The sequence below is a fragment of the Emticicia sp. 21SJ11W-3 genome, from assembly GCF_024138715.1.
Taxonomy (GTDB): domain Bacteria; phylum Bacteroidota; class Bacteroidia; order Cytophagales; family Spirosomataceae; genus Emticicia; species Emticicia fluvialis.
Genome location: NZ_CP092074.1, coordinates 3445883 through 3472800, shown reverse-complemented (window position 1 = coordinate 3472800; position 26918 = coordinate 3445883). Strand labels below are relative to the sequence as shown.

The following is a 26918-nucleotide window of genomic DNA, read 5'->3' as shown; positions in this document are numbered from 1 at the left end:
ATGTGATTACTTCCAAGTGAATTGGAAGATACAGAAATTAAAATAGTCAATGCCATTAGCTCCAAAGGATGGGAAGCTCATCTATCATATAACTGCAATTAGAAATTTTGAGAATATTTTAATCAATGGTTTAAAACCAAGAGATGGCCTTGATGGTTTCATTGATGTTGCAGATACGGAAATTTTAGAACATAGAGCTAAATTTAATCTCAATAAATTTGTGCCTTTTCATTTTTTTGCTCCAACGCCATTTGCAGGGAATATTCAAAAAACTTTTAAAACGGAGTCATTTATTTATTTGGCTGTTAATAGAGAAAAGGCAATAGAGGGTAATTTTAGTATTATTCCTACTCATCCCTTAAATTATAATGATGAACCTTTACCATATTCAGAGGGTTTTGAAAGTATAGATTGGGAATTAATGAAAGTTAGAGATTATAAAAATCATAGCTGCAAGGAAGTTTGTTTAGCAGAGTGCATTACTCCTAATATAGTTCCTATAAGTATGATTGACATTATATTTGTCAAAAATGATAATGACAAAAAAATCATAGAAGGCCTTGTCAAAAAGTCAAAAGTTAAAGTTAATTTTAGAATTACACCCGTTAGTCAATTCTTTATAAAATGATACACTTTAAAACTGGAAATATATTATTCTCTGATACTGAAGCTCTTGTTAACACAGTTAATTGTGAGGGATTTATGGGTAAGGGTATTGCTTATCAGTTTAAATTAGAATATCCTCTGAATAATGAAAAGTATGTAAAAGCGTGTAATACTGGTTTTTTAACTGTCGGTAAAGTACTTTCTGTTAAAGAAAAAGGTAAAATAATTATTAATTTCCCTACTAAAAATAAGTGGAGGGAAAATTCCAAATATGAATATATTGAAAGTGGACTTAATAATTTAAAACAAGAGATTATTAATCTTGGAATAGATTCAATTTCAATTCCTCCATTAGGCTGTGGGAATGGGGGATTAAATTGGTTTCAAGTCAAGGACTTAATCCAGGATAGCTTAAATGATATCTCAGATAAATGTGAAATTATTATTTTTGAACCTTCTAATAATCTAAATTTTAAGGCTAATTCTAAAGCTGCGCCTAAGCTTAATACCTCTCATTTATTATTAATGAATTTAAAGAACAGACTAGCTAAGTTCAACAAGACTAGATTGCAGAAATCTTCATTTCTTATTAATTACTTGTCAAATGAGAATTATTTTAAATTTGAAAAACACCACTTTGGCCCATACGCGCACTCATTAGAAATATTAAGTAAAGATATAAAAGAATATCAACAATTTTATGGATTTGATACTGTGAAGGCTTATGAGCATGCAAAAACTGCATTAATAAGCGATACAACTATAAATAAAGAAAGACAATTTTTGCCTTTTGTAGAATTGGCTGTGGATATAGTAAATCAAATTTTATCAGATAGAGAGTTAGAGTTATTGACAACGATTTTATTCATTATCGAAAGTCACAATTATTTGTCAAAGGAGGAGGTTCTTAAAGAATTTAATGCTTGGTCAGATCGCAAGGCTTTAGAATTTGAAGATGAAGACATATTAGACGGTATTACTAAACTGATAAAGCAAAATTTAATTGTCGAAGAATTATACAGTTTATCAAAACCATTGTTTAATTCGATTAAGCCCATAAATCCATCTGAAATGAAAAAGGTACTCAGTTGATTTTACTTCTGAAAATGATTTGTTAGTATTCCCTATACTCTTAATGAGGTAACTTTAAGGCTTACAATAAAAAAACTTAGCTCAATTATATCTTTCTCAAAATCCCCCTCGTTCGTCTATATTCCTTCTGTGCGATTGACTTGCTTAGATAATTTATCTATTTTCGGAGGTAGAATCATCTAAACAAACTATTCCTTATGAATCGTCTTCTTCTCCTGCTTCTTTTGCCGGTTTCATTATTTGCCCAGCGGTTTTCGTCTGCCGAAATCAACCGTTTTGAACAGCAGGCCAAAAGAGTTACCATCATACGCGATAACTGGGGGATACCGCACATTTATGGCAAAACCGATGCCGACGTGGTGTTTGGTTTGCTATATGCCCAATGCGAAGACGATTTCAAAAGGGTTGAAATGAACTACATTGAAAAACTGGGCAGAATGGCCGAACTGAAAGGCGAAAGCGAATTATACAACGACTTACAGATAAAATTACTGATAGACACCACCGAAGCCATTGCCGACTACAACAAGGCAGCGCCCTGGCTGAAAAAACTGATGAATGCCTATGCCGACGGCATTAATTATTACCTGCACAAACACCCGCAGGTAAAACCAGCCATGCTTACTCGCTTTAAGCCCTGGTATACGCTACTTTGGACAGACGGCAGCATTGGCGCCATTAGCACGGCTGATGCCACCATAGCCGAACTAAAGAATTTTTACTCGGGCGATAAAGTTACCTATCTGGATGCCCCCAAAGACCCCGAGAACCAGACGGGCTCTAATGGTTTTGCCGTTGGGCCATCAAAAACGGCTTCGGGCAATGCCATTTTGTATATCAACCCGCACGTAACATTCTATTTCCGCCCGGAGGTGCACGTGGTAAGCGAAGAGGGCCTGAACGTTTACGGCGCTGTAACCTGGGGGCAGTTTTTTGTGTATCAGGGCTTTAATCCGTATTGCGGGTGGATGCACACTTCAAGTGCAGTAGATGTGTCAGACTTATATGCCGAGAAAATCACCCAAAAAGGGAACCTGTATTTTTATCAATACAATGGCCGGTTAAAGCCGGTTTCAGAAAAGAAAATTACCATCAAATACCAGAAAGACGGCCAGTTATTAAGCCGCACATTCACCACTTATGCCACGCATCATGGGCCGGTTATTGCCAAACGCAACGACCAGTGGCTGAGCCTGCGGTCTTATAACCGCTCTATGCTTAGCCTGGTGCAAAGCTGGCAGCGCACCAAAGCCAAAGGGCTGGAAGATTACAAAAAGGTGATGGACTTAAAAGCCAATACCTCAAACAATACCGTATTTGCCGATAACAAAGGCAACATTGCCTATTGGCATGGCAACTACGTGCCAGTAAGAGACCCCAGACTTAACTGGGCTAAACCCGTTGACGGCAGCACCAGCGCCACAGAATGGAAAGGCCTGCACGCTGTAAGCGAAACCGTTCATTTGTATAACCCTGCAAATGGCTGGTTGCAGAACTGCAACTCAACGCCTTTTACTGTGGCTGGTGTAAATAGCCCCGATAAAGCCGCTTACCCGCCTTACATGGCGCCAGACGGCGAGAATTTCAGAGGGGTAAATGCCGCCCGTGTGTTAAGTAAGGGCAAGGATTTTACGGTTGATAAAATGATTGAAGCCGGGTACGACAACTACCTTTCTGCTTTTGAAGTGCTGGTACCAGCACTGGTTAAGTCATTTGAAACGAATGTAAAGCCCGTTGATTCTTTATATAGCCAACTGGCAGAACCCATTGCTTTGCTTAAAAAATGGGATTACCGCACAGCAACCAGCTCTGTACCAACCACATGGGCTATTGAATGGGCGCAGCGATTAAACGGGGCCATACAGAAAATTTATATCGACCAGGGCGAAGACGACCAGGTTACACGCACTAAAAAATTTGCCGAAGTAGCCACCGCCGACCAGCTGGTGATACCTTTTGCCCAAACCCTGGCCGATTTACAGAAAAGATTTGGTACCTGGCAAAAACCATGGGGAGACATAAACCGTTTTCAACGCCTGGCGGGCGATATTCAGGGGAAATATGATGATGCGCAACCCAGCCTGCCAATGGGTTATGCCTCTGCCCTGTGGGGAATGTTGCCTTCTTATAACAGCCGGGTGTATCAGGGTACGCAAAAGAGATACGGTATCAGCGGTAATAGCTTTATTTGTGCAGTTGAGTTCGGGCCAAGAATTAAGGCCAGGTCATTGCTGGCCGGTGGACAAAGCGGAGACCCGGCGTCGGCCCATTTTAAAGACCAGGCCGAAATGTACACCAAAGGCCAGTTTAAAGATGTTCTTTTTTATAAAGAAGATGTGTTGAAACACGCCGAAAAAATGTATCATCCCGGCGAGTAAGTTTCTGATAATGAGATAATTTAACATACAGCCAGTGGTACATCAGGCCTGTTCTGCCGTATGTACCACAGTTGCCGCGGTGCATCTGGCACTGCGGCTTTTTTGTATTTTAAAACTAAATAAATGATGATTAAAAGAATCAAAATCCTATTCGTTATCCTTTGCCTCTCAGGCTTAGTCAGTGTCAAAAGCCAGGCGCAAAGGCTGGTAATTATCGGGCTTGACGGCTTCAGCGCCGAGGGCTACAAAACCGCCAGGCACCCGAATATAGATGCTCTGGTGGCCGAAGGCATACTGTCTTTAACTACCCGCCCGGTTATGCCCTCTATAACCTTGCCGAACTGGACCAGCCACTTGTCTGGCGCAGGGCCTGAAGAACACGGCATCGTAAATAATGAATGGAAACTGGATGCCCATGAGCTGCAAGCCTTAGAAAAAGACCAGGAGGGCTATTACCCAAACGTATTCAAGCTGTTGAAAGAGCAGGTGCCGGGCATCAGAATCGGATATTTTTATAATTGGGGCAAGCTGATTAACTCAATGAACCAAAAGTACTTTGATGAAATTTCGTTTGAGAAAGAGTTTAAATACCGCGCCAATTACGACAAAGCCTATGATTACCTGTTAAAAAACCGGAATTACCCCACCACACTATTTCTATATAGTGTGCATACCGATTTTGCCGGACACGACCACAAGTGGATGTCGCCCCAATACATAACCGCCATTGAAGAAGCAGATGTAGCCATTGGCGAGCTGCTTGCCAAACTTAAAGCTGCCGATTTGTATGCCGATACACATTTTATGCTGATAACCGACCACGGTGGCCTGCCGGAAGGGCATGGGGGGGTGTCGATGACCGAAATGCAGGTACCCTGGGCAGTTACAGGCCCCAAAATCAATAAACTGGGGCTGGTTGATTTTGCCAACAGTAATAAAAATACGGCCCTGGTAATAGCCGGAATTTATAACCTTAAAAACCTGCCGGTTACGTGGTCTGGGGTGCTGCCAAAAAATATTTTAAAGAAAAATCCAAAAAACTTGAAAATGTACTTGAGATAATATAATTTTATATCAGAATTGTACCATAATCAATTAATTAATCTAAACGCTAACCATCAAACTGATGTGACTTATGAAAAATCTGCTTCATAACCTCAATTTTGTTGCATTTTTAGCTTGTCCGGTTGTAGTTGATGAGTTGTCTCGCACGAAACTCAGTATCTACAATTTTATTACCGGCGAGATGTTTTTTATCCTTTATTTTGTTTGGGGTGTTTATACCTTGAATACTCTGTTTGCACGGGTTCCGTTCTTTGAAAGTATCAAGGTAAGAATCATCACCATAGCCTCATTAATGTCGTTTGCATTAATTGTGGGCTTGCTGGTTATTCATAATGTGGGCTGAAAATGCCTTCTGAGTAAAGTTTATGAAGCAGGAATTAGGCCAAACCCGGTTTTTGATTCAGAAAGTAATCAGTATCTGTTGATTGCCTAAGCGTAAGCCGGAAGTATCACGTTAAAAGTTGCACCACCATTACTATTGTTCTCCACAACGATGTCCCCATTATGATTCTGTGCAATTTTTTTGCACATCGCCAGGCCTATACCGGTTCCTTCGTAATCCGATTTCCGGTGTAGTCTCTGGAAAATATGAAAAACCTTTTCAGCATATTCGGCAGGAATCCCGATGCCGTTGTCTGCAAATCTTATGCTGTAGTAACCATAATCTGTAGAAAGCCCGCAGGCAATTATTTCTTCTTTGGTAAGCACACTGGCGCTGATGTCTATTACTGGCTGAACACCGGCTTTTACAAATTTCAGGGCATTACCCGTTAAATTGGCAAACAGTTGGGTCATTTGTAGCGGAATAGCCTTTATTACCGGCATTGGTTGTTTACGTATAACCGCCTGCTTTTGCTCAATCAGCAGGTCATAGTCTGTCAGAATATGCTCAAGAATCACATTCAGGTCAACCCGTTCAAAATTCTGATTCTCTTTCGCAAGCTGCGAATACATCAGAACGTCGCGGATAAGGGCTGTCATCCGATTGGCAGAATTCTTTATTTTAGTCAGAAAATTACTAGACTCTGCCGGCAGGTTTTCGCCCAGCGACTTTTCCAGTAATTGAGAGAAAATCGTAATTTTTCGTAGCGGCTCCTGTAAATCATGAGAGGCAATGTAGGCAAACTGAGCCAGCTCGGCATTTGAGTGTGTCAGCTTCGTGTTTGATTCGGCCAGTTCTTCCACAATAAGTTGCAGTTTTTCAATGGCTTCGTCCAGTTCTTTGGTACGTTCTTTTACCTGATTCTCTAATGCCAGTTGCATTTGCCGCTGCATGGTTATATCCTGCGCCGACCCACTCATAAAAGCGGCTTCTCCTGCTGAATCATAAAAAACCTGCCCCTGTGCACGTATAATTCGTTTCTGCCCTGTTTGAAGGTTAATAATCGGGTGTTCATACTCATAAGTACCTGTGCCGCCCGGTTCTGTAGCTTTGGTGTTCAGGTTTTGCATTTGTGTGCGGTAAGGCTCCGGAATACACTCATTAACTTTTTCTATATCTCCCGAATTTAATGATAAACCAGTCCACTCCTTAAAAAGTGGCGAGAAGGTGTATTCCATATTTTTTATGTCCAATTTCCAGGTAGCCAGCCCTGCCAGTTCAACCGCCCCACGCAATTCTGCTTCGGCTTCTTCCAGCGCCTGTTGGGCTTTTATCTGTTCAGTTACATCAACTGCAATTTCAAGTATGGCGCTGGTTTCTTTGTCGGCATTAAATACGGGGGTATAAGTAATGTTATAATAGCTGCTGGTCATTACCCCGTTTTTTACAATTTTGGCCAATGAGCCAAAAGAATGGTACGCCTTGCCGGTTATCATTACCTCTTCAAGAATTTGTAAAAACGGCTGGTTTTCGGTTATCAGCTCTGGCATTACTTCTTTCAGGGGTTTGCCTTCAATGGCAGGCCCTTTGCCCATTAGCTCAATAAACGTTTGATTAGGGTTTTCAATAATCAGATCTTTGCCTACATATAAACCGATACTGGCAGGCGCTGACGATATGATGGTGCTCAGTTTGGTTTCATTCTCTTCAATTCTTTTCCGGGTAACCACCTGCTCGGTTATATCATTGGCAACCACAAGCACACCAACAATCTCGTTTTCACCTTCGGCTCGTGGCTGATACGTTAAATCAACATAGATGGTTTCAAGTTTTCCATTCCTGAAAATCTCCACCCTTGCTTCTTTGGCATTATAAGATTGGCCGGTTTCAATGACATTATTGAGCAGCTGGTCAAAACCCTGTCCTTTCATTTCAGGTAGCGCCTCAAGCAAAGGTTTGTTTATTAGTTCGGTTTTACCGCGGCCTACAAGCGTGGCATAAAACGCATTAACGTTTCTGAAAGTAAGGTTCTCTTTGCTGATAATGGCAATACCCACCGGCGATTCTTCAAACGACGACAGCAACTCGCGCTGGCTTTCGGCTATTTTTTGCTGGGCCAGTGTCTGCGCCGTTACGTCAATAGCCATGTTAATAATGGCATAAACCTGGCCGTCGGCATTAAAGAGCGGTTTATAGGTAAAATCAAAAATATAGCTGCTCAAAACCCCGTTTACCTCCAGGTCGGCGGTCATGGCTTTGGCTTCGTAAGGCAGGCCGGTATCAAATATGTTATCAAGAATATCCAGAAAAGGCTGGCCTTCCAGTTCAGGCAGGGCATAAGCCAATGGCTTGCCAATTACAAATGCATCTTTGCCCCACAGGTTCAGCATTTTTTCGTTGGCCACTTCAATTATGAGTTCACGGCCTACATACAACGACGTAGCAATTGGCGCTTCTTCTATCAGGGCTCTGAAACGGGATTCGCTTTCGGATAGCTTCCTGATTGACGCAACCTTGTCGGATGTTTCGTTACATATTACCAATATACCCTGTGTCTGGCAGTTTTCATCTTTTATTGCGCTGTACGAAAAATCAAGATATACCTCCTCATCAAAGCCATTGCGGTTAATTACACGCTTGAAATCCTTGAATGAAACCGGTTCGCCGCCCTGAACTCTGCTAAATAGCGGAGCCATGAAACTTTCCCATGCCTCAGTATAGATTTCGCTGGTGCTGCTACCCAACGCATTCGGGTGCCGCCTGGCACCCAGTAAGGTAATGAAGGCGTCGTTATAGAGTTGTGTAAAAGAATCGCCCCAGCAGATAAGCATCGGCGACTGCACGTTCAGCATGGTGGCCACCATTTGTTTCAACTGCACCGGCCAGTTTGCCGGGATACCAATGGCAGTCTGGCTCCAGTCTTTTTTTCTCATCAAATCGCCCATTTCGCCGCCTCCGTTTAAAAAGGGGTAATCGTTCAGGGCCTTGTCTGATGTTGTCATAAAATAAAGTTAGCTGATTAAAGGGGTCAGGATTTCTACCAGTTGTCCAAAATCGCCGGGCTTGGTAATAAACATGTGTGCGCCCAGGTCTATGGTCAGTTCTCTGGTATTGGGGTCTGCTGAAGTAGATAAGATAATCACAGGTATATGCGCCAGCGTGTCTTTTTGTTTGATTTTATAAAGAAATTCCTGGCCACTCATGAGCGGCATGTTCAGGTCGAGAAAAATTACTTCAGGTTGAATTTCTCCCAGCGAAAGTTTATGTAAAGCCTCTCTTCCACTATTAAAGCAGAAGTACCTTACCGACGAAGAGATTTGCTTAACAGCTGTAAGAAAAATCTCCTGGTCGTCATCATCATCATCTATGAGCAGGATTGTATTAAAATTCATCTTGCAAATTTACAAAGCTCAAAAATTAAAAAATGGAAAATGATGTTAGCCCCGAAGATAAAATAAAAAAGTATTTCTTAGAGCATAAAGATATAGATAATTGTAACAACCACAAAATAAATGACCACTTATGGATTTTTGTTGGTACGGTATTAAAAAAAGAGTTTCAAAAATTTGAAAAGTTGAACAGATATCCTAAGTTTATGGCATCGTTTTGCTGTTATTAAAGAAATTGCTTTGACTACCATGAAAAACTTCCTGCTGAATCTCAATTGTTTGCTTATAATGGCTTATTCTTTGGGGTTTATTGATTTAAGCGGTACACCCTTCAGTCCTTATCATTATCTGCCCGGTTATATGGTGGTAAGTATCATTTACATCTGGTGTACAGTTACTTTGTATCTAATGCTGGGCCGCGTACCTGTTTTTGAAGAACCCAGAAAACGTTTATTAATAGTAGGCTCGGTTATGTCTGTTGCCGTTCTGGTGGGTATATGGATAATCAGGACGGCTCATTAATACGGCCGGAACAATACCTTGCCAAGCCAATATACACCCGCTTTGGGCGATATGCCATGGCGTATGCCGTAATATTGGGCGTTTAAATTCTTATAGTAAAACTGAGGCGGTTTGTTCGCCCATCTACGTTTTTTGGTTGCCCATGCCAGCGTTTTTTGCTGTTGTTAATACATTGGCAATCATTAGTTAATGTTCACTTTAAAAGTGAAGATTAATTTTACGGCTTTCCCAAATAAATAATCAGCCTGGCCCATCAATTATATCACTGAAAATATTCTTAAATTCAGCCTCAGATGGGTTTTAACTTTCTTTTGCCGTCACGCACATAACATTCCTTTTCCGTCCACCGGCTTTCTTTCTATACGTTTCTTTACTCAAAATCAGTTTAAAAAAATGAAGTACCTGGCCATTTTTATTGTTTTTATGAGCCTTTTAACGGCTTGCAGAAGTCAGAAACCGGACGACAACGACAGGAAGCCTGCCATTGAAAGGCTTGGTTTAAAAAGAATTAAACTAAGCAATGGCTGGTCGTTAACCCCCATTGGCAAAAGCCTGAAACTGCAGGATTTACCCCTGAACCTGGTGGTGTCGCCATCAAAAAAATACCTTGCCGTTACCAACAACGGCCAAAGTACCCAGAGCATTACGCTGATTGATGCCGAAACAGAAACGATTCTGGATGATGAGCCTATCGGGAAATCTTGGCTGGGTCTGGCCTTTAGCCCCGACGAAAAATTTATTTATGCGTCGGCCGGCAATGATAATAAAATCAATATTTACAAAATTGAAAACAGGCAACTGCAAAAAGATGCCGAAATAATACTCGATAAACCCTGGCCTGTTAAGGTATCGCCTGCCGGGCTTTGTGCCACCGCTAAACACATTTTTGTGGTGGCAAAAGATAACAATACGCTGTATCAGCTGGACATTGCTACCAGAAGTATCCTTAAAAAAATACCATTGCCTGCCGAGGCCTACACCTGTTTGCTTTCTCCTGATAACCAATTGTTGTATGTTTCGTTGTGGGGTGGGGCAAAAGTTCTGATTTATGACATTGCCACATCAAAAATTACCCATGAAATTGCCGTTGATAAAAACCCGAACGACATGGCTCTAACCAGAGACGGGCAGTATCTGTATGTGTCTCATGGGAACGACAATACGGTTTCAGTGATTGATACCAGACAAAAACTGCGTATCGAAACGCTTTCGTGTGCGCTGTATCCTGATGCACCCGTTGGGTCAACACCCAACGGCGTTGCTTTAAGTGAAGACGAAGAAAAGCTTTTTATAGCCAATGCAGATAACAACTGTCTGGCTGTTTTTGAGGTAGAAGAAAAAGGCAAAAGCCGTTCGTTGGGTTTTATTCCTACGGGCTGGTATCCAACTTCTGTAAAGGCCATCGGTAATAAAATATATGTTACCAATGGCAAGGGGCTGTCTTCTTCTGCCAACCCCAGGGGGCCCAATCCGGTTAGTTCCAGAAGTCCGCAATTCAAAGGGGCCAACCCCGAGGCTGTGAGGGGTACACAATATATCGGGGGGCTGTTTAAAGGAACCCTGTCAATTTTTGATTACCCCGACGAACGTACACTGGCTGATTATTCAGAAATAGTATATGAAAATACGCCTTATAACAAAGCAAAAGAACTGGAAACCGAAGGGCAGAAAGGTAACCCGATTCCTACCGGATACGGTCAGAAATCGCCAATTAAATATGTGTTTTATGTCATTAAAGAAAACCGCACGTATGATCAGGTTCTGGGCGACGTAAAAGCAGGCAACGGCGATACCACCCTATGTTTGTTTCCGGAACGTACCACCCCTAATCAGCATGCCCTTGTAAAAGAATTTGTTTTGCTCGATAATTTTTATGTTGATGCAGAAGTAAGCGCCGACGGGCACAACTGGTCAATGGCGGCCTATGCCAATGACTACGTAGAGAAAACCTGGGTAACAAGCTACGGCGGGCGCGGTGGTACTTATGATTACGAAGGTAGCCGCGAAATTGCGTATCCGAAAAATGGTTTTCTCTGGGATTTCGCCCATCGGGCAGGGGTAAGTTTCAGGTCTTATGGCGAGTTTGCAGAGCAACGCCTGAAACTGGCCAACCTAAAAAACAATTGCAGCCTGAAATACCCGTCTTACAACCTGGCTATAAAAGATGTAACCCGTTTTGAAGCCTGGAAAGCTGATTTTGACTCGCTGCGGGCCATTAATAAAGTGCCGCAATTGAATATTATCCGGCTCGGAAACGACCATACCGCGGGGGCAAGAGTTGGCATGCCAACCACCACAGCCATGGTGGCTGATAATGACCTTGCCGTAGGAAAACTGGTAGAGCATCTTTCAAAATCGGGTATATGGCAGCAATCGGTTATATTTATTCTGGAAGATGACGCCCAGAACGGCTCCGACCACGTAGATGCGCACCGCTCAACCGCCTACGTAGCCGGTGGATATGTAAAGCGCGGCTTTGTAGACCATACCATGTACTCAACATCAAGTATGCTGAGAACGATGGAGTTAATTCTGGGCATACCCCCTATGAGCCAGTATGATGCCGCCGCCACACCGATGTGGCGTTGTTTCAGTAAAACCCCCAGTAAACAGCCATTTACAGCCTTAAAGAATAACATAGACCTAAACGAGAAAAACCTGGCCGTTAACAGAAATGCCATTAAATCGGCGGAGTTTGATTTATCCAGACCAGATTTAATTAACGACCTTGAGTTCAGCCGCATTGTATGGCAATCGGTAAGAGGGCTTAACAGCCGTATGCCTGCACCCAAAAGAAGTGCATTTTTGGTATTGAAAGAAGAGGAAGAAGAGGATGAAGATTAATAGGTAATCAATGGGCTTTATAGTATCTGTATAACACTTGAGGCATGGCGGGGTCATGCCTCTTTTTTATTGGCATAACTCAGTAATTGTTTTCCGTTTTTTTTCGGGTCTAGCTCAACAATGGTTTTGTAGCGCTTCCGCAGCGCATTATGTTGATGCTATCTGGCCCGCCACAGCGGCGATACGAGGCGTTTTCAAGACTTTACCCATGTGTACCCAAAAAACGGATTGCGGAGTGTCTGTGTATCAGCCAGGCGACACCCAGTAATCATGGACTTGCAAAAAAAACAAATAAGTTTTGGTATACGGTTCCACTATTGGTATAGGCCTGGCCATAGCCAGAGATTTTACCAGTGAAGAAGCCATTTTTACTACTACAGCCATCTGAACAGCCAATAATATTGCCGAAGACCGGGCGGTATCGGGGCAGAATCCGGCATCAGCAAAAGGCGTAGCCGATAAAATGATTGCTGTTCCTGAAGCCTGATAGTCATAAACACGGGCCTTGGCGTATATTTGACAGAAGCTTGTGATGAAAGCAATAAAAATTTTGTTTGATACTAAAAAATTATAAGAAATGAACCAGATACCAGTGCACGTATTTGCCACATGGGAGGTAAAAGAAGGCCATTTAGATACCGTACTGTGTCTGCTTAGCCAGGCTGCCGTTAAAAGCAGAGAAGAAGAAGGAAATTTGTTTTATGATATCCACCAGAGTAATACTGATGCCAATACTATTGTATTGTTTGAAGGATACACAAGCAATGAAGCCGTTGCCGAACACCGCAGCTCAGCCCATTTTCAGGAAATAGTAGTGGGTAAAATTGTACCATTGCTGGAAAGCCGCGAGGTGATTCTGACAACGCCGATTCTGGGGTAAGGGTAACTTTAAAACCTGCTTTTCGCGGGTATTAGCCCTTGAAGGCAGGTTTTAGATAATAACTGACTTACACCGGTATAAAAATACTAAATGTTGCGCCTTTGCCTGGCTCACTGGTGGCGGTAATGAATCCCTGATGGTTCTGAATGATTTTCTTGCAAATAGCCAGCCCTATACCGGTGCCGGAATATTCGTTCTTGCTATGCAGGCGCTGAAAAAGCTCAAATATTTTCTCGGCATACTGTTGGTCAAAGCCAATGCCATTGTCTTTAATACTCAGCCTGTAATAATTAGTGCCTGCGCTGGCGCCTTCTTTTACATGGTATTTGCCCTGCACCTGTTCCGATTCAATTTGTATCTTCGGTGGAAGGTCAGGTTTGCTGTATTTAATGGCATTTACAATGATGTTTTCAAGCAATTGCCTGAACTGGTAAGGTATAACTCGCATCAATGGTAATTCGCCATAAACAATGCCCGCCTGTTTTTCTTCAATGGTTTCTTTGAGCGACGTCTTTATTTCTTCAATTACCTGCTCAATGCTGACACTTTCAAATATGTGGTCGGTCAGGGTAGCTCTTGAAAAGGCCAGCAGGTCATTCAGAAGTTTCTGCATCTGGTTGGCCGAGTTCAGTATTCTGGGCAGAAACTCTTTGGCTGTGGCTGGCAGCTGCTCATAATCTTTCTCAAATATCCGGTTACTGAACAGCTTTATTTTTCGCAGCGGTTCCTGCAAATCGTGGCTGGCAATGTAGTTAAAGGCCGTTAGCTCTTCGTTGCGGCGTTGCAGTTCTTTATTGGTTTGCTCAAGTTCGCAGTTTATGTGGTATTGTTCGGTTACATCCTGGCAGGTGCCGGTTAGTTTTACCGGTTTGTTGCTATCGTCCAGAATTATCTCTCCTCTGCCTTGCAGAATCCTGATGGTGCCGTCGTCCCATTTAATCTTTAGCACGTAATCTTCGGCAATATGATTGGCCAGCGCGCTTTGAATCTCGTTCAGGCGTCTTTCGCGGTCATCAGGGTGCACAAGACCCATAAAACGTTCAAAGTCAATTTTCTCCGACTGCGGCTCAAGGCCGTAAATGCGATACATTTCGTCGCTCCACTCTATTATGTTATTGGGTATGTCCCAGGCCCAGTTGCCAATGTGCGTAAGCGCCTGTGCCTGTTTGTGCAGTTCTATGGTTTCTTCCAGCTTCTGCATTATTTTGTGCCGCTCGGTTATGTCCATTACTGTGCCGCGCATTTTAAATGGCTTGTCGTTTAAGAACGTAACCACCCCGCGCGTCCAGATAATCTTATCTTTCCCCCGGTTATAGCGGTATTCGCATTCATAATGGCCACCACCTACAATGGCTTCATTAATGGCCCCTGTCAGTTTGGTCTGGTCGGCCGGGTGAACATAATTCAGAAACGTCAGATAATCCGTCGGGCTGTCCTGGTCAAGTACCTTCAACATCTGGTCAGAAAACACAGACTCCCCGCCTTGCAAATCCCACTCGAAACTGCCAATTCCGGCAATTTCGTATGCTTCCCGAAGTTGCTGTTCGCGCAGTTGCAGGGTTTGCATTGATTCCTTTTCGGTTGTAATCTCCAGCATCAGCCCGATTATCTGAGCAGGCTGGCCGTCAGGGTTTCTTTTAAATATACTCTCATAAGAGCGAAACCAGTGATACCGGCCGTTTTTATGTTGTATTCTAAATTCAATGCTTTTTATTACGCCGTCGCGTGCATCGGCAAAGCCCGTCAGCTGTTCCAGTCTTTTCGGGGCGTCGTCCGGGTGCAGCATATTGATAAACATGGCACTACCCAGCTCGCCGGGGCTGAATCCCAGTATATGCTGTGCTTTAATGTTTGAGTAAACCTCTTTTTTTTCGGCCAGGTCATACAGGTAAATAACACCCGGCAAGGTGTTGTTTATTTTGTCAATAAAATAAAGGTGCTCGTTAATGCGATGCTGTTTCAGGTCGAAAAGCGTGTTATAGGAGCGGTCTTCTATGGCCAGTATAAACTGGTCTATTTCGTTGAGGATGTTATCGTAGAGTTCAAAATTCTGAGTGTATTCTGCCAGAAAACGGCGCAGACTTTTACGGCGTGCAAAGTTAACGCTTGATATATCCTTCGCTACCACTTCGTGGTGTTGTATCTGTGGCAGTTGGTTTTCTAACCACCGCTTTAAGGTTACATCAATAAATTCGGCCACACGGTTATCTGCAAAGTAAGTAAGAAACTCGCGCGTACCTTCCTGTGACAATCTAAGCAGTTCGTCTTCCGGCATGTTGTCAAAAAAGCGCAGCAGAGGTACTTCTACCTCGCGCGAAATGGTCAGCACTGCCCGGCTAAAATCCTGGAGTTTGTTTTTTAGCAAATACCCGGCGTAGGCAGGTAAATATGTAAAATTCAACGCGTCAGGGTTAATGTTCTGATAATCAGAATATTCGGTGTCTGACTTGTCTTTTAGTAGAGACATGCTTCAGAATTTTAATATTATAAAAAATTATTTTTTGGGCCGCAGTCTACTATGCTGCGCAATGAAGCAAAAACCGGAATACTTAAAGTATTATTACAGCCACCCGGGCTATGGGTTGATACTGCGGCAGAACGGCTGTTTTATGGTACAGGCAACCTTCAGGTTTGGCGTTTTCAATCAGAAACGCCTGATAATAGAGCTCATTCATGCAGTTTTACGTTTTTCTGGTTTGGCACAATTGTTATATCATTATCCGGCTGCCGGGCTGTAGGAAAACTGATTAGCTTTAATGGCATTGCAGCGGTAACCTAAGGAAGTGATACAGGTTTGATGGGTTGCCGCTTGGTGATTAACCGGTATGATTTTTTAAAAGTAAATACTTTTAATCAAAAAAATAATAATTATTTTTTTGAAAACAGGGTTTTAAACCGCTGATAGACACTTATGAAAGGCTGATAATTGCGGCTGAATGAATAGTGATTTGGCCGGAAATTGTATTTTTCAATGAAATAAACGCGAATATGTGTCTTTTTGACGCATTTTTTGTTTTGCCTATATGCTTGCCGGTGCCTGAAAAACCAGTTTATTTTTTTTGATTTTTTTACAACCTTTTATTGAATGCGGGAGTCGATAATAAAAAAAACTTATTAAAAATGAAAAGATTTCTGAGTATAATCTTACTTTTGACAGCAATGGCCTGCGAAAAAGAAAACATTGCGTATAACCGCGACTTTGACAGAAGCCTTAATGCCTGGCAAACATTTAAGCAAACTTCGGGTAACTCTTACAGGTACACGGTTACCGCAGGTACCTGGGCAGGGTCGGGCTGGAAAACCAATCTGATTGTAACTAAAGGTAAAGTTACAGAGCGGCATTTTACTTATACTGTGTTTCATGATATCAGGATGCCGGCAAACGGATGGGATGAGGCAGAGGTAAATAAAATACTGGCTTTAATGAAAACCACGGCCGAAGAATTTAAAGCCAGAAACGGTGTGTCGCTGGCAGAGGTACTGTCTTGGAGCGAAACCGGCAGCAACCTGGGTGCACACAAAAACACTTCTGCAGCAGACCTGATTACCCTTGACGACGTATATGCCAAAGCCGAAACACAATGGCTGCTAAAAAGAAAAGGGGTGTCGGTTTATTTTGAAGCTAAAAACAGCGGGATGATTTCAAGCTGTGGATTTGTAAACGACGGATGCCAGGACGATTGCTTTATTGGTATCAACATCTCAGAAATAAAAGCTTTGTAGCAGTTTCATACCGAGCGCCGGGCTAATCAGGTACCTGTGAATTACGTATTCAACCAACCGAAAATATATCAGTACTCTATGAAACGTAACATTTACAAAGGTTTAGTTAATTCTCTGGCGCTGCTGTCTGTGGCGGTGGGGGCTGCCCATGCGCAGCAAAAGGGTGTAGGTGTAAAAGCCCCGGCCGGAGCCGTAGTTTATTTTGACGGCAGCCGCAAAATGCTTGATGACAAATGGACTTACTGGGAAGGCCCCCGTCTGTCGGCCACGCTGCCCATTAAATGGTACCTTGTAAATGACCCTGCCGGTAAAGGCACTGTACTGAATACCAACGACCCCGCCGGAGCCGGTGGCAAGTATGGAGCAGCAGATATAGTTACGAAAGACACTTTCCGCGACTTCAGGGCGCACATTGAGTTTTTTATCAGCAAGCCGGGGGGCAACAGCGGGGTGTATCTGCAAAACCGTTATGAAATTCAGGTGCTTGATGGCGACACCACGTCGCACGGTATGGCGGCGGTTATCAACGAAACCCCGTCTCCTTACTATGCATACAAGGGTGTAGGCAAATGGAATGCCTACGATATTGTGTTCAGGGCGGCCCGGTTTAAAGACGGTAAACGCGTAGAGCAGCCGATGGTTACACTTTACTTTAACGGTAAAAAAGTGCATGTAAACCACAAAATTAGTCAGGTATGGGGTGGCCCTAATTCGGGTATTGATGGGGGAAACGATGGTGGAAAAGGTATTACTGATACGCCCGGAGGCCTGAAACTGCAAGCCGAAGGCCATGAGGTGCTTTACCGAAATATCTGGATAAAACGCCTTGACCTGAAAGAACCCAATACAGATTTTTAAGCAGATAAATGCAGGTAAATAATAAAATAACCCGGGCGAAAACCCGGGTTATTTGCATTTTAAGGATTGGATGACATCGATTCCGGTGCATCCTCAGGCTTGCTGCCCCAGCTTTTGTTGGGGTCTTTCCCCATGTTCAGCACCAGCCTGCCGCCATTGGTAACAGTGCTGTGCCATACCCAGGGTTTGTTGAGCGCCGCACCGTTCAGCTGTGCCGACTGAATGTAAACATTGGTGGCAGAGTTATTACGGGCTTCAATCACAAATTGCCTGCCTTTATAATATTGAGGGTTTAGGTGAAAAGTAATTTTACTGAAAACCGGGCTGCTGATTTCATAATAAGGTTTGGGGGTAGTGCCGCCGCTGGTAGAGAATATACCCGTTTTAAGCAATACGGCCAGGCTTCCCATCAGCCCCTGGTCTTCGTCGCCGCTATACCCTGAGTCTGGCGATATGCCACTATACACCTTATCAATAATCTGGCGTGTCCAGTACTGGGTGCGCCATGGTGCACCGGCAAAATTGAACAGAAAAGGCGTTTGCATACAGGGCTGGTTGCCGTAGTTGATATATACCCGGCGCAGGTGTTCAAGGGTTTCTTTGTCATGAGATTTGCCCGACACAAAATCGTGTTCGCTTGCTTTCTCAAAAGAGGTATTCAGCTTGTTGGTAAACGCCTCGCGGCCGCCCATCAGGTTAATAAGCCCCTGCACGTCATGTGGTACAAACCAGGTGTACTGTGCGGCATTGCCTTCTTCCCAGCCGTTATCATAACGCAGAATATCAACCGGCGCGCCCCATTTGCCATCAAGGGTGCGGTTCCACATCCAGCCTATTTCAGCATTATATATATTGCGGTAGTTGCCGGCGCGTTTCATAAACAGGTTGTAGTCATCTGTTTTGCCCAGGCTTTTGGCCATTTGTGCCAGGGTGTAATCCTGATAGGCATACTCAAGCGTTTGGGTTGACCCATCCTGATGATACCCGTATTTAATGTTCGTAAGCGGGTGCGGCACATACCCGCGCTCAATATAATATTCAATGCCGCCGCCTTTCATGGTATTATGTTCATAGCCTGCCTTGCTCATCAATCCACCCGGAAAATGGTTTTTCCGCATACCTTCGTATGCTTTGGCAATATCAAAACCCCTGATGCCTTTCAGGTATGCACTTACAATAAACGGGGTTGAGGGCGCGCCAGACATCACAAAGGTATAATTACCACCTGCCGGGCCACGGGGTATCAGCCCACCGTCGGCATACATCAGCAGCATTGAGTTAACGAACGATTCCGTTACTTCAGGGTACACCAGATGCCACAGCGTATTAAGCGACCACTGTGCACCCCACAGGGCATCAAAGTTATGGTGGTTAAATTTAGGTTTACCGTCGGCACCCAGTGGTATTTGTTTAATGAGGCGTTCGGGGCCTGTCATGTCGGCATATTTTCCGTTTACGTCAGATATAATTCTTCTGCCCAGCAGTGCGTGCCACAGGTCGGTATAAAAGCGGCTTTTCTCTGTTTCGGTTCCACCTTCAATTTCAATGCGGCTTAGCCAGCTGTTCCAGTCATTCTGGCTGTCGGCCACTGTTTTGTCAAAGTCCCAGTGTGGCAATTCAGTTTTCAGGTTCAGGCGAGCCTGTTCTTCACTTACCAGCGATACGCCCACTTTCATGCGTCTTACTTCATTTTTTCTGGTTTTAAAGCTGACGTAAACCCCGGTTTTTTCTCCTTCTATTACTTTATCTACTTCTTCCAACTGGCCTTTGCGCCATCCTTTCAGGGTATCAAATGGTTTATCAAAAACGGCTACAAAAAATACGGTCAGGGTTTTGGGTCGGCGGGTAGTGGGCGCCATAATGGCGTAGCCTTCCAGTTCCTGACTACTTACTTTTTTTACATAACCTTTCTGGGTATCTGACGGCCCCAGAAAAGTAGAGAAGTCGAACAGAATATGGCTCTGGTCTGACTCAGGAAAGGTGTACCTGTGAAACCCCACACGGGTGGTTGAGGTCAGTTCGGCGGTTATCTGGTAGGCATCCAGCAATACTTTATGATACCCCGCCTTTACTACTTCTGTCTGGTGCGAAAACCGCGACCCATATTGCTGGTTACCTTTATGGCCGTTAAACGCGCCAACGGTTGGCATAACCGGTATGCCAGACAACTGCCAGTCGTGCAAATGGCTGAAACACCTGATGCTGTCTGAATGATAACGATAGCCTGAACCCCAGTCTGAATTAACGCCAGTATCCGGGCTCAGGTTAACCATGCCGAAAGGTCTGGTGGCAGAGTTGAAAAAAAACCAGCGCGAATTGGCGGCATCAACCCACGGATTCACACGGTCAACGGGTCTTATTTTTTGGGCGAAAGCGGCGCTCAACGCTGCCAGGGTTACAAAAAAAGTAAGCGTATATTTATTTATATTCATTCTCTGAAACATTTTTCAATCTATATTATTTACCCAGCCAGGTAAGCTGGCTCCAGTAGGCAGGGCCGTCGTTGGTTCGTATTTTACCTTGTGTGCTTCGGCCATCTTTTACATTTTTGGTAAGCAGGGCGGTCAGTTCTTTTACTACTTCAGGGTGTGCGGCGTACACATTCCGGGTTTCGGCTATGTCTGCCGACAGGTCATAGAGCTGAATCGGCGGTAGCGATTTTGCTTCTTCGCTGTCTTCTTTGGGTTTGCCGTTACCGCCCGAGTGCGAACACATAATCAGTTTCCATTTACCTTTTCTGATAGCAAAATATCCGTTAGACGAATGATGAATAACCGAAGCACGCGGGGCATGGGTAGGTTTACGGCCTGTTAATTCGCTTAAAAAACTGTAGCTGTCTTCGGCCACGTTGTCTTTCAGGCTGGTTTTGTTCAGCTCGGCTACGGTTCTGAAAAAATCGGTGCTGCAAAGCAACTGGTCTGACACTTTTCCGGTTTTTATTACCTTGCCCCAATGAACAATAAAAGGCACACGATGGCCACCTTCGTAAATGTCGGTTTTCAGCCCGCGGTAATCTATAGACGGATTATGCCCTTTTGATAGTTGCGCCTGCAGGTTGGCCGAATTGGCAAAGCCGTTGTCTGACGTAAAAACAATAAGGGTGTTGTCGTAAATACCGTTCTTTTTCAGAGTAGCCACTACCTGTTTTACTACGTCATCTACCATCAGTACAAAATCGCCATAGGGAGACACCTTGCTTTTGCCCACAAAATCGCCGATTGGTAGCACAGGCGTATGCGGCGCCGCCAGCGGAAAATACAAAAAGAAGGGTTTTTCTTTATTGGCGTTCTGGTTGATGAACGACAGCGCCTTTTCTGTAAACCTGCCAATGACATCTTCCGGTTTAAAATCGGGGGCGCTTATGCCAGCTCTGAACAGCTCAATGCCTTTGCGGCCTTCGCAGGTATCTTTGGGTATAGCTGTACAGAAGCCGTTTTCTACGTAGGCATAAGGGGGCATATCTAAAGACGCAGGAATAATGAACGAGTAGTCGAAACCATTGCTGTTCGGGCTGTTACGCACCTGCTTGCTGAAATCCACCTTTTTTTCGCCTGCTTCAATGTTGCCCCAGGTCATGCCCAGGTGCCATTTGCCCACCATACCCGTTTTATAGCCCTGCTTTTTTAGGTAAGATGCCACAGTTTCGCGTTTTGGGTCTATCAATGGGGTGTCATAACCGTGCAGCACACCTTTTTTCATGGTGGTGCGCCAGTTGTAACGGCCTGTCATAATACTGTAACGGGTAGGGGTGCAAACGGCCGAGGTAGTGTGGGCATCAGTAAACCGAACCCCCGATTGCGCCAGTTTATCAATGTTTTCGGTATAAATTCTACCATTAGGGTTGTAAGATGATACGTCTCCGATACCCAGATCGTCAGCCAGTATGTAAACTATGTTGGGTTTCTGCGCAAAACCTGCCGACAGCACAAAAAAGCATAGCAGGGTGCAGAGGGTGTTTTTTTTATTCATGGTCAGAAAAAATGATTCTTGTTGCATTACTTCAGTTCAAATGTATAGTGGCCGGGGCCTGCATTGGGTATTATATAATAACCGTTACCGGGTTTTATGCGGCTTGCTTGCCCGTTAATGGTCAGTTGCTTTTTGGTTGTATCGGCAGGTATGTAAATCATGGCCCGCGTGCCACCGGGTACCTCTGCTTTCATGGTAAATACTGTGGCGGTTCTATTGAAAGAAACCTGCACAGGACCCTTGATGGTAGGGGTTTTAAGCGATGTCCATGCCAGGCTGCCCGGCTGTGGTTTTATACTGAAAGTAGTAAAACCCGGTTCAAGGGGTTCTACACCCATCAGCTTCCGCACAATAATATTACCGGGCGCTGCGCCCCAGGCGTGGTTCCAGTCCAGATTCGGCTTATAGACTTTGTCCCAGGCTTCAAGTGTAATGGTAGAGCCCACCCTTATCATGTTATACCAGCTGCGCTGTGCGGTTGATGTCAGCAATTGCAGGGCATAGTCGGGTTCTCCGGCTTCATAGAGGGCATCCATCAGAAACTGTGCGCCGTACACGCTGCAAGCCATTTTTCGGGTTTTAATAAACTGCACCACCTTTGCCTTGTCTTTTGGCGGCACCAGCCCAAAGGCCAGTGCAAACATATTGGCATGTAAAGAGGTGTGGCTGGTGCTGTCGCCGTCTTTTATTAAGCCCGTGCGGGTATCCTGAAACGTTTTCAGAAAAGCGCCCGAAACCGCTGCTGCTTTAGTGGCATACAATTGTGCGTCGGCTGTTTTGCCCAGTATGGCGGCTATCTGGCTCATCAATACCAGATTACGGTAATAATAGGCGTTAATAACCGCGTTATAGGTATTGTACACAAAGCCATCGGTTTCTCCTTTATATTCTTTTTCGGTACCAATGTAGTCGCCGGTTTGAGGCCAGTCTACATTGTCATGCAGGCCGCGGCGGTTATCAAACGTGGCGGTTATATGAATGGTCTTCAGAAAATCATCGGTTTGTTTATTGGTTCGGGTGCTTATCAGGCCGTCCGGACCGGCAAGTGGCATCAGTATTTTGTGCTGCAGTTCGGTGTAGTATTTTCTGAGCAGCAGGTCATCGCCTGTGTATTGATAATCGTTCCAGGCTATCAATACATTTTGCAGGCTCCATTCGGTGGGCCAGGTAGGGTGATAAATAAGGTAATTCATCGACCGCCTGCCAATGCTGTATTCGGCATCAACCGCATAGTGCGACAACTGATTAATCAGCGCATCGGCCTCGTAAGGAACCCGCTCGCGGTCGCCGTCTACATAATAACCGGTAAAGCTGGTGGCTTTCATTGAATACTTGCAGAGGTCCCATATCTGGTTCAGTACCGTATCTGCCGAGCTGAATGAAGAAGCGGTTTCATCAAACGGATAAAAAACTATTTTTCTTTGTACAGATTGCGGGTTGATGCTGCCCTGAAAGTTATGCAGGCTCAAATACCTGAAAGGATACACCTCGCCTATATAAGCGGGCATCTGAACCGGATTCCGGCTATTCCGTTTTTCGTTGGGTAGCCAGTTTATCACGTAGCTGTGCTTACCGGCCTTCACCCGTATTCTTTGTTGATGATAGCGGATGTTTCTACCGGCGTTTTTGTTTATTACTCCGGGTTTTTCCAATGCTTCGCCCACTTCAATCCAGATTGAATCAGTTACAGGGCTTGTCAGGTGCAAAGATATCTGCGCCAGTGCATCTTTCCCGAAGTCAAAAAAATAGCTGTTTGCCGTGGTTTTTATTATCTGCCGGGGTTGTTGCATTTCTGCCAACAGCGGCTGGTGGGCAAACGGCTCGGCGGGGTCAGGTTCGCTCAGATAAAAGGCTGCTGTTGCCGAATAGGCCGAGGCAACGCCTTTTTGGTTCCAGGTGCGCACTTTCCAGTAAATAATAGTGCCGGGTCTAAGCGGTTTGCCCTGATAAACCACCTGATTTTTACGGGAACTGATTTTTTGCGAATCCCACAAGTCGGCACGGTTGCTTTGCAGCAGCCGGTCATCAGTGGCTACCAGAATCTGGCAGGCAGTTACGCCGCCGGCCTCCCGGGGTGTTTCCCAGCTTAATACCGGTTTTGGGTTGCTTATATAGGCAAACTGATAATACCTTTGCTGTTTTAGGGCCGAATCAAGCGGTATGTCGACCAGAAAGCCCCTTTCGTAAACCTGATGGGTATTCAGCAGCTTATCTGTCCGCAAGCGAAAAGGTTCCTGACAGCGGGCTTCAAAAAATAATAATAATAACAGAATGGCAGGCGCTAAGCTTCTCATGCAATTAAAGGTGGATTGATTGAAAAAACTGAACAAATCTATATCACCAGAAATTTAAACTTTTGGGAATACAAAACCATTATGGTAGGTTGGTTTTATAAGCGCGTTGGCCTTTTTGTTGTCAAATTTTCCTTTGGCGGCATCCCAATGGATTCTGTCGCCGCTTCTGAGAGATACATTACCCATGTGTGCATTAATGGCCACGGTGGCTCCGGCGTGTATAGGGCAGGCCAGTTGTTCAGGTTTGCCGTTTTTCATTACGTCCACAAAGTTTCTGGCGTGTAGTTCCAGCCCGTTGTCAGACTTCTCAATCAACGGAACGGCCTCCATCCTGAATCCCTTACCGTCTTTTTCAGGTATTACCTCCCAGCCGTTGCGGGTTACTACCAGGGTTCCTTTGGTGCCAATAAACGCAATGCCGTGGCCTTTGCCATATTGCCCGGCACCAATGCCCATGTAGTGTTCCCAGGTGTTAGAGAATGAGCCGAAGTCATACGTTACATGAATGTAATCCGGTGTTTCGCGCGGGTCGTCCGGGAAAAGCCTTTTACCACCTACCGACGATACCGACAGCGGCTCGCTGGCGCCCATGCCCCACAAAACAATGTCTATCAGGTGCACCCCCCAGTCGCACATCAGGCCACCGGCGTAGTCCCAGAACCACCTGAACTCGTAATGAAACCGGTTGGAATTAAATGGCCTTTTAAGTGCCGGGCCCAGCCACATATCATAGTCTACACCTGCAGGCACGGGGCCGTTGGCCACATTGGGCAGGGGAGTAGTGCCGCGGTACATCCAGGTTTTGGTATTGATGATGGTACCCAACTGGCCCGATTTTACAAACGCAACGGCATCTTTAAAGTGTTTTTGGCTGCGTTGCCACTGGTTTACCTGCACAACCTTGCCAGATGCCTCAACGGCGCGTACCATAGCTTTGGCTTCGGCAATAGAGTTGGCCACTGGTTTTTCTACATATACGTGCTTACCGGCCGACAGGCTGTCAACCAGTTGCAGGCAATGCCAGTGGTCTGGTGTGGCTACCAGCACGGCATCCAGCTCTTTGTCTTCCAGCATTTTGCGGTAGTCTTTATACACTTTCAGATTCGGGAAACCCGCCTTGCTCAGGTCGGCTTTGCGTTTGTCCAGTTGTTCGTCGTCTACATCACAAATGGCTGTCAGGTTAATTTCATTTATTTTCAGAAATGCCCTTATGTTATTAAAGCCCTGGTTTTTTACCCCAATCAGGCCCACGTTGATTCTGTCGCTGGGGGCAACTTTTTTTCTGATAGATGCCAGCGCTTCAAGGGGCAACAATTCCATTAAACCTAATCCGCCTAGTGTTGCGGCAGTGTTTCTGATAAAATTTCTGCGAGAACTCATTTTTATATAATGTAGGGTTGAATAAATTATTTTCCGGGTGTTATTTCAATGATGGGTTGTGTCAGGTTCTGCATGGCAGGCACCTCATACGTTATTTTATAGAAAAACGGTACGTCGTCTGCTATGGCATATTTTTTCTCGGCCGTTTTGGGGTCGGTTTTTTCTATGTTTAATACCTTCAGGCTGGTTTTTACCTGCATTGCAAAACCCGATAAGTTCCAGTTCTGTTTCATAAAATGGTCGGGCAGCGTAGCCGGGCTGTAAACCAGCACTTCAAGCTGATGCGCCTCCGGGCTGCTGCTGAAAATCTGCATGGTGGTGCGGGTGGTTTTTAAATTGGTGTGGCCGTCGCCCTGTATGGCCAGCCATCCGGTTGTGCCGCTGGTATTTTTCCAGTGTATGGTTCCGGTCTTTATTTGTTCCCATACGCGCTTATTGCCCCACATGGCGCCCATCATCCAGTTCTTATAGATGGCAGCACTTACGGCTTTGATACTGTCTCCGGTGTAATTATTTGGTACGTCTCTGTTTACAAATACCGGAAACGATTGGGCTTTCATGGATTGAAGCGCCGCAACGGGGATTGACAGCCCCAGATGAAAAATAGTGCTGAGGTTGCTCATTTCTCCATATTTGCGGCCTATTCCGGCAGGTATGGGCGCCAGGGCTTCGTTGTCAACTGCCAGCGCCATCCATATTCCGGTGATGGACAAGTAGCGGGTCATTTCCATGCCATAGCCTCTGAAATACGGCCCGGCCATGTTCTTTAGCACAGGGTTATAGAACAGCACAATTTCCTGCCAGAAATCTTTTTCAAGCGAATGCGCCATTTCGCGCAGTTCTTTCGAAAATGACATTTCGCGCCATAAGGCCAGGCCAATCAGGTTTACACCATAATAAGTAGGCGAATTGTATTCGCTGAAAGTTTTGTGCGCCTGATACAGCCTGAATATGGCTTGGGCCTTGGCCACTCCTGCTTTTTGCAGGTAATCAATACCCAGTGCAGTGCCTGTGTATTCCATCAGAAAGGCGCTCATGATAGATATATTGGTGTAGTCGGCGCCTACGTTTCTTTTAAAAGCACCTTTTGCCGCGTGCAGCAGCCCTGTATCTATGTCTTTCAGCAAGTCGGCAGGCAGCAGGTGTCTGTATTTCTGACGGATGATGATGAGGTCGCAGCCGATAAACTCCCGCCAGTTTTTATCGAATCTGTCGTTCAGCACTGAGGTTTTCCAGATGCCGTACAGTTCAGAGGTTTCGTCCTGATACTGGTTTTGCAAAATCCATTTCAGAATAACTTTTGCCTGTTCAATGTCGCCGGGTGCGTTTCTGAACAGCAGTGCCTGTGCCACTCTGGTTTTTGAGCGCAGGCTGGCATGGTCTGTCAGCGTAATTTCTGCCTTTACACCGGGGGGTATTTCGCTGTTCAGAAAAGTATCAAATAGTTTTTTCTGATAGGCAGAAAGAGTTTTGTAAGTAAAGCTTTTGCTATATAAGGGGCTGCTTTGCTGTGCCTGTGTGCTGATGAAACCCAGCACGAAAGCCAGTATGAAAATAGTTTTGCTCATTGTGCCTGCCGATTAATAGAGATATAAA

19 protein-coding genes are annotated in these 26918 nt (G+C 44.7%); 10 read left to right on the top strand and 9 right to left on the bottom strand.

All coding sequences use genetic code 11. The annotated features are described in order from the left end of the window. The first annotated feature begins 49 nt into the window (after positions 1-49). The 5 genes from MB380_RS14730 (at position 50) to MB380_RS14710 (ending at position 5484) form a co-directional block, all read left to right on the top strand. Positions 50-628 carry a DarT ssDNA thymidine ADP-ribosyltransferase family protein gene (locus MB380_RS14730; RefSeq protein ID WP_253525821.1) on the top strand — a complete coding sequence of 193 codons (579 nt, stop codon included), beginning with the start codon at positions 50-52 and terminating at the stop codon, positions 626-628. After that, positions 625-1698 (top strand): macro domain-containing protein, encoded by a 1074-nt coding sequence (locus tag MB380_RS14725; protein WP_253525787.1) that lies wholly within the window; start codon positions 625-627, stop codon positions 1696-1698. Before MB380_RS14730 ends, MB380_RS14725 begins: the two co-directional genes overlap by 4 nt. 197 nt (positions 1699-1895) lie before the next feature. Beyond that, positions 1896-4076 carry a penicillin acylase family protein gene (locus MB380_RS14720; protein ID WP_253525768.1) on the top strand — a complete coding sequence of 727 codons (2181 nt, stop codon included), beginning with the start codon at positions 1896-1898 and terminating at the stop codon, positions 4074-4076. Positions 4077-4199: 123 nt separating this feature from the next. Next, positions 4200-5138, top strand: coding sequence for an alkaline phosphatase family protein (locus MB380_RS14715; RefSeq protein WP_253525765.1), 939 nt, complete (start codon positions 4200-4202; stop codon positions 5136-5138). Between the two features lie 73 nt (positions 5139-5211). Beyond that, entirely contained in the window at positions 5212-5484 is a 273-nt protein-coding gene (locus MB380_RS14710; protein ID WP_101726334.1) for a hypothetical protein, read from the top strand. An 86-nt stretch (positions 5485-5570) separates the two neighbouring features. Here the strand turns inward: MB380_RS14710 and MB380_RS14705 are convergent, their stop codons facing one another. Together MB380_RS14705 and MB380_RS14700 are read right to left on the bottom strand one after the other, a co-directional pair. Continuing rightward, on the bottom strand, positions 5571-8465 hold the full coding sequence (locus tag MB380_RS14705) for a PAS domain-containing protein (protein WP_253525762.1): 2895 nt from the start codon (positions 8463-8465) through the stop codon (positions 5571-5573). Positions 8466-8474: 9 nt separating this feature from the next. Then, the gene (locus MB380_RS14700; RefSeq protein ID WP_253525759.1) at positions 8475-8855 is read right to left on the bottom strand and encodes a response regulator; all 381 of its coding nucleotides are present in this window, start codon (positions 8853-8855) and stop codon (positions 8475-8477) included. Positions 8856-9101: 246 nt separating this feature from the next. Between MB380_RS14700 and MB380_RS14695 the strand changes: the two genes are divergently transcribed. The 3 genes from MB380_RS14695 (at position 9102) to MB380_RS14685 (ending at position 13098) form a co-directional block, all read left to right on the top strand. Then, complete coding sequence (locus MB380_RS14695) at positions 9102-9374, top strand: hypothetical protein (protein ID WP_253525756.1); 273 nt, start codon at positions 9102-9104, stop codon at positions 9372-9374. A gap of 393 nt (positions 9375-9767) precedes the next feature. Next, positions 9768-12218 (top strand): beta-propeller fold lactonase family protein, encoded by a 2451-nt coding sequence (locus MB380_RS14690; RefSeq protein WP_253525753.1) that lies wholly within the window; start codon positions 9768-9770, stop codon positions 12216-12218. Positions 12219-12795: 577 nt separating this feature from the next. After that, the gene (locus MB380_RS14685) at positions 12796-13098 is read left to right on the top strand and encodes a putative quinol monooxygenase (protein ID WP_253525751.1); all 303 of its coding nucleotides are present in this window, start codon (positions 12796-12798) and stop codon (positions 13096-13098) included. A gap of 67 nt (positions 13099-13165) precedes the next feature. Here the strand turns inward: MB380_RS14685 and MB380_RS14680 are convergent, their stop codons facing one another. Together MB380_RS14680 and MB380_RS21840 are read right to left on the bottom strand one after the other, a co-directional pair. Then, on the bottom strand, positions 13166-15565 hold the full coding sequence (locus tag MB380_RS14680) for a PAS domain-containing protein (RefSeq protein ID WP_253525749.1): 2400 nt from the start codon (positions 15563-15565) through the stop codon (positions 13166-13168). An 82-nt stretch (positions 15566-15647) separates the two neighbouring features. Next, entirely contained in the window at positions 15648-15773 is a 126-nt protein-coding gene (locus tag MB380_RS21840) for a hypothetical protein (RefSeq protein WP_256503989.1), read from the bottom strand. Between the two features lie 445 nt (positions 15774-16218). Between MB380_RS21840 and MB380_RS14675 the strand changes: the two genes are divergently transcribed. Continuing rightward, complete coding sequence (locus MB380_RS14675; protein WP_253525746.1) at positions 16219-16821, top strand: hypothetical protein; 603 nt, start codon at positions 16219-16221, stop codon at positions 16819-16821. A gap of 78 nt (positions 16822-16899) precedes the next feature. After that, a complete protein-coding gene (locus MB380_RS14670) occupies positions 16900-17679 on the top strand; it encodes a DUF1080 domain-containing protein (protein ID WP_253525743.1) in 780 nt (259 codons plus the stop codon). A gap of 59 nt (positions 17680-17738) precedes the next feature. Here MB380_RS14670 and MB380_RS14665 read toward each other — a convergent pair whose 3' ends face one another. The 5 genes from MB380_RS14665 to MB380_RS14645 are packed head-to-tail and all read right to left on the bottom strand — an operon-like array spanning position 17739 to position 26890. Next, positions 17739-20111, bottom strand: coding sequence for a GH92 family glycosyl hydrolase (locus MB380_RS14665; RefSeq protein WP_253525740.1), 2373 nt, complete (start codon positions 20109-20111; stop codon positions 17739-17741). 25 nt (positions 20112-20136) lie between these two features. Then, complete coding sequence (locus tag MB380_RS14660; RefSeq protein WP_253525720.1) at positions 20137-21675, bottom strand: arylsulfatase; 1539 nt, start codon at positions 21673-21675, stop codon at positions 20137-20139. Then, a complete protein-coding gene (locus tag MB380_RS14655; protein WP_253525703.1) occupies positions 21675-23942 on the bottom strand; it encodes an alpha-L-rhamnosidase C-terminal domain-containing protein in 2268 nt (755 codons plus the stop codon). Before MB380_RS14655 ends, MB380_RS14660 begins: the two co-directional genes overlap by 1 nt. 54 nt (positions 23943-23996) lie before the next feature. Continuing rightward, the gene (locus MB380_RS14650) at positions 23997-25322 is read right to left on the bottom strand and encodes a Gfo/Idh/MocA family protein (RefSeq protein ID WP_253525686.1); all 1326 of its coding nucleotides are present in this window, start codon (positions 25320-25322) and stop codon (positions 23997-23999) included. Positions 25323-25348: 26 nt separating this feature from the next. Beyond that, entirely contained in the window at positions 25349-26890 is a 1542-nt protein-coding gene (locus tag MB380_RS14645; protein ID WP_253525666.1) for a hypothetical protein, read from the bottom strand. Positions 26891-26918: the final 28 nt, after the last annotated feature.

Bases quoted from the DNA above. Each gene is read 5' to 3' on its own strand.
- MB380_RS14720 (WP_253525768.1), top strand. From the start codon at position 1,896: ATGAATCGTCTTCTTCTCCTGCTTCTTTTGCCGGTTTCATTATTTGCC.
- MB380_RS14645 (WP_253525666.1), bottom strand. From the start codon at position 26,890: ATGAGCAAAACTATTTTCATACTGGCTTTCGTGCTGGGTTTCATCAGC.
- MB380_RS14660 (WP_253525720.1), bottom strand. From the start codon at position 21,675: ATGCAACAAGAATCATTTTTTCTGACCATGAATAAAAAAAACACCCTC.
- MB380_RS14725 (WP_253525787.1), top strand. From the start codon at position 625: ATGATACACTTTAAAACTGGAAATATATTATTCTCTGATACTGAAGCT.
- MB380_RS14655 (WP_253525703.1), bottom strand. From the start codon at position 23,942: ATGAGAAGCTTAGCGCCTGCCATTCTGTTATTATTATTATTTTTTGAA.
- MB380_RS14700 (WP_253525759.1), bottom strand. From the start codon at position 8,855: ATGAATTTTAATACAATCCTGCTCATAGATGATGATGATGACGACCAG.
- MB380_RS14670 (WP_253525743.1), top strand. From the start codon at position 16,900: ATGAAACGTAACATTTACAAAGGTTTAGTTAATTCTCTGGCGCTGCTG.
- MB380_RS14705 (WP_253525762.1), bottom strand. From the start codon at position 8,465: ATGACAACATCAGACAAGGCCCTGAACGATTACCCCTTTTTAAACGGA.
- MB380_RS14650 (WP_253525686.1), bottom strand. From the start codon at position 25,322: ATGAGTTCTCGCAGAAATTTTATCAGAAACACTGCCGCAACACTAGGC.
- MB380_RS14730 (WP_253525821.1), top strand. From the start codon at position 50: ATGCCATTAGCTCCAAAGGATGGGAAGCTCATCTATCATATAACTGCA.
- MB380_RS14710 (WP_101726334.1), top strand. From the start codon at position 5,212: ATGAAAAATCTGCTTCATAACCTCAATTTTGTTGCATTTTTAGCTTGT.
- MB380_RS21840 (WP_256503989.1), bottom strand. From the start codon at position 15,773: ATGAATGAGCTCTATTATCAGGCGTTTCTGATTGAAAACGCCAAACCT.
- MB380_RS14715 (WP_253525765.1), top strand. From the start codon at position 4,200: ATGATGATTAAAAGAATCAAAATCCTATTCGTTATCCTTTGCCTCTCA.
- MB380_RS14685 (WP_253525751.1), top strand. From the start codon at position 12,796: ATGAACCAGATACCAGTGCACGTATTTGCCACATGGGAGGTAAAAGAA.
- MB380_RS14680 (WP_253525749.1), bottom strand. From the start codon at position 15,565: ATGTCTCTACTAAAAGACAAGTCAGACACCGAATATTCTGATTATCAG.
- MB380_RS14675 (WP_253525746.1), top strand. From the start codon at position 16,219: ATGAAAAGATTTCTGAGTATAATCTTACTTTTGACAGCAATGGCCTGC.
- MB380_RS14665 (WP_253525740.1), bottom strand. From the start codon at position 20,111: ATGAATATAAATAAATATACGCTTACTTTTTTTGTAACCCTGGCAGCG.
- MB380_RS14690 (WP_253525753.1), top strand. From the start codon at position 9,768: ATGAAGTACCTGGCCATTTTTATTGTTTTTATGAGCCTTTTAACGGCT.
- MB380_RS14695 (WP_253525756.1), top strand. From the start codon at position 9,102: ATGAAAAACTTCCTGCTGAATCTCAATTGTTTGCTTATAATGGCTTAT.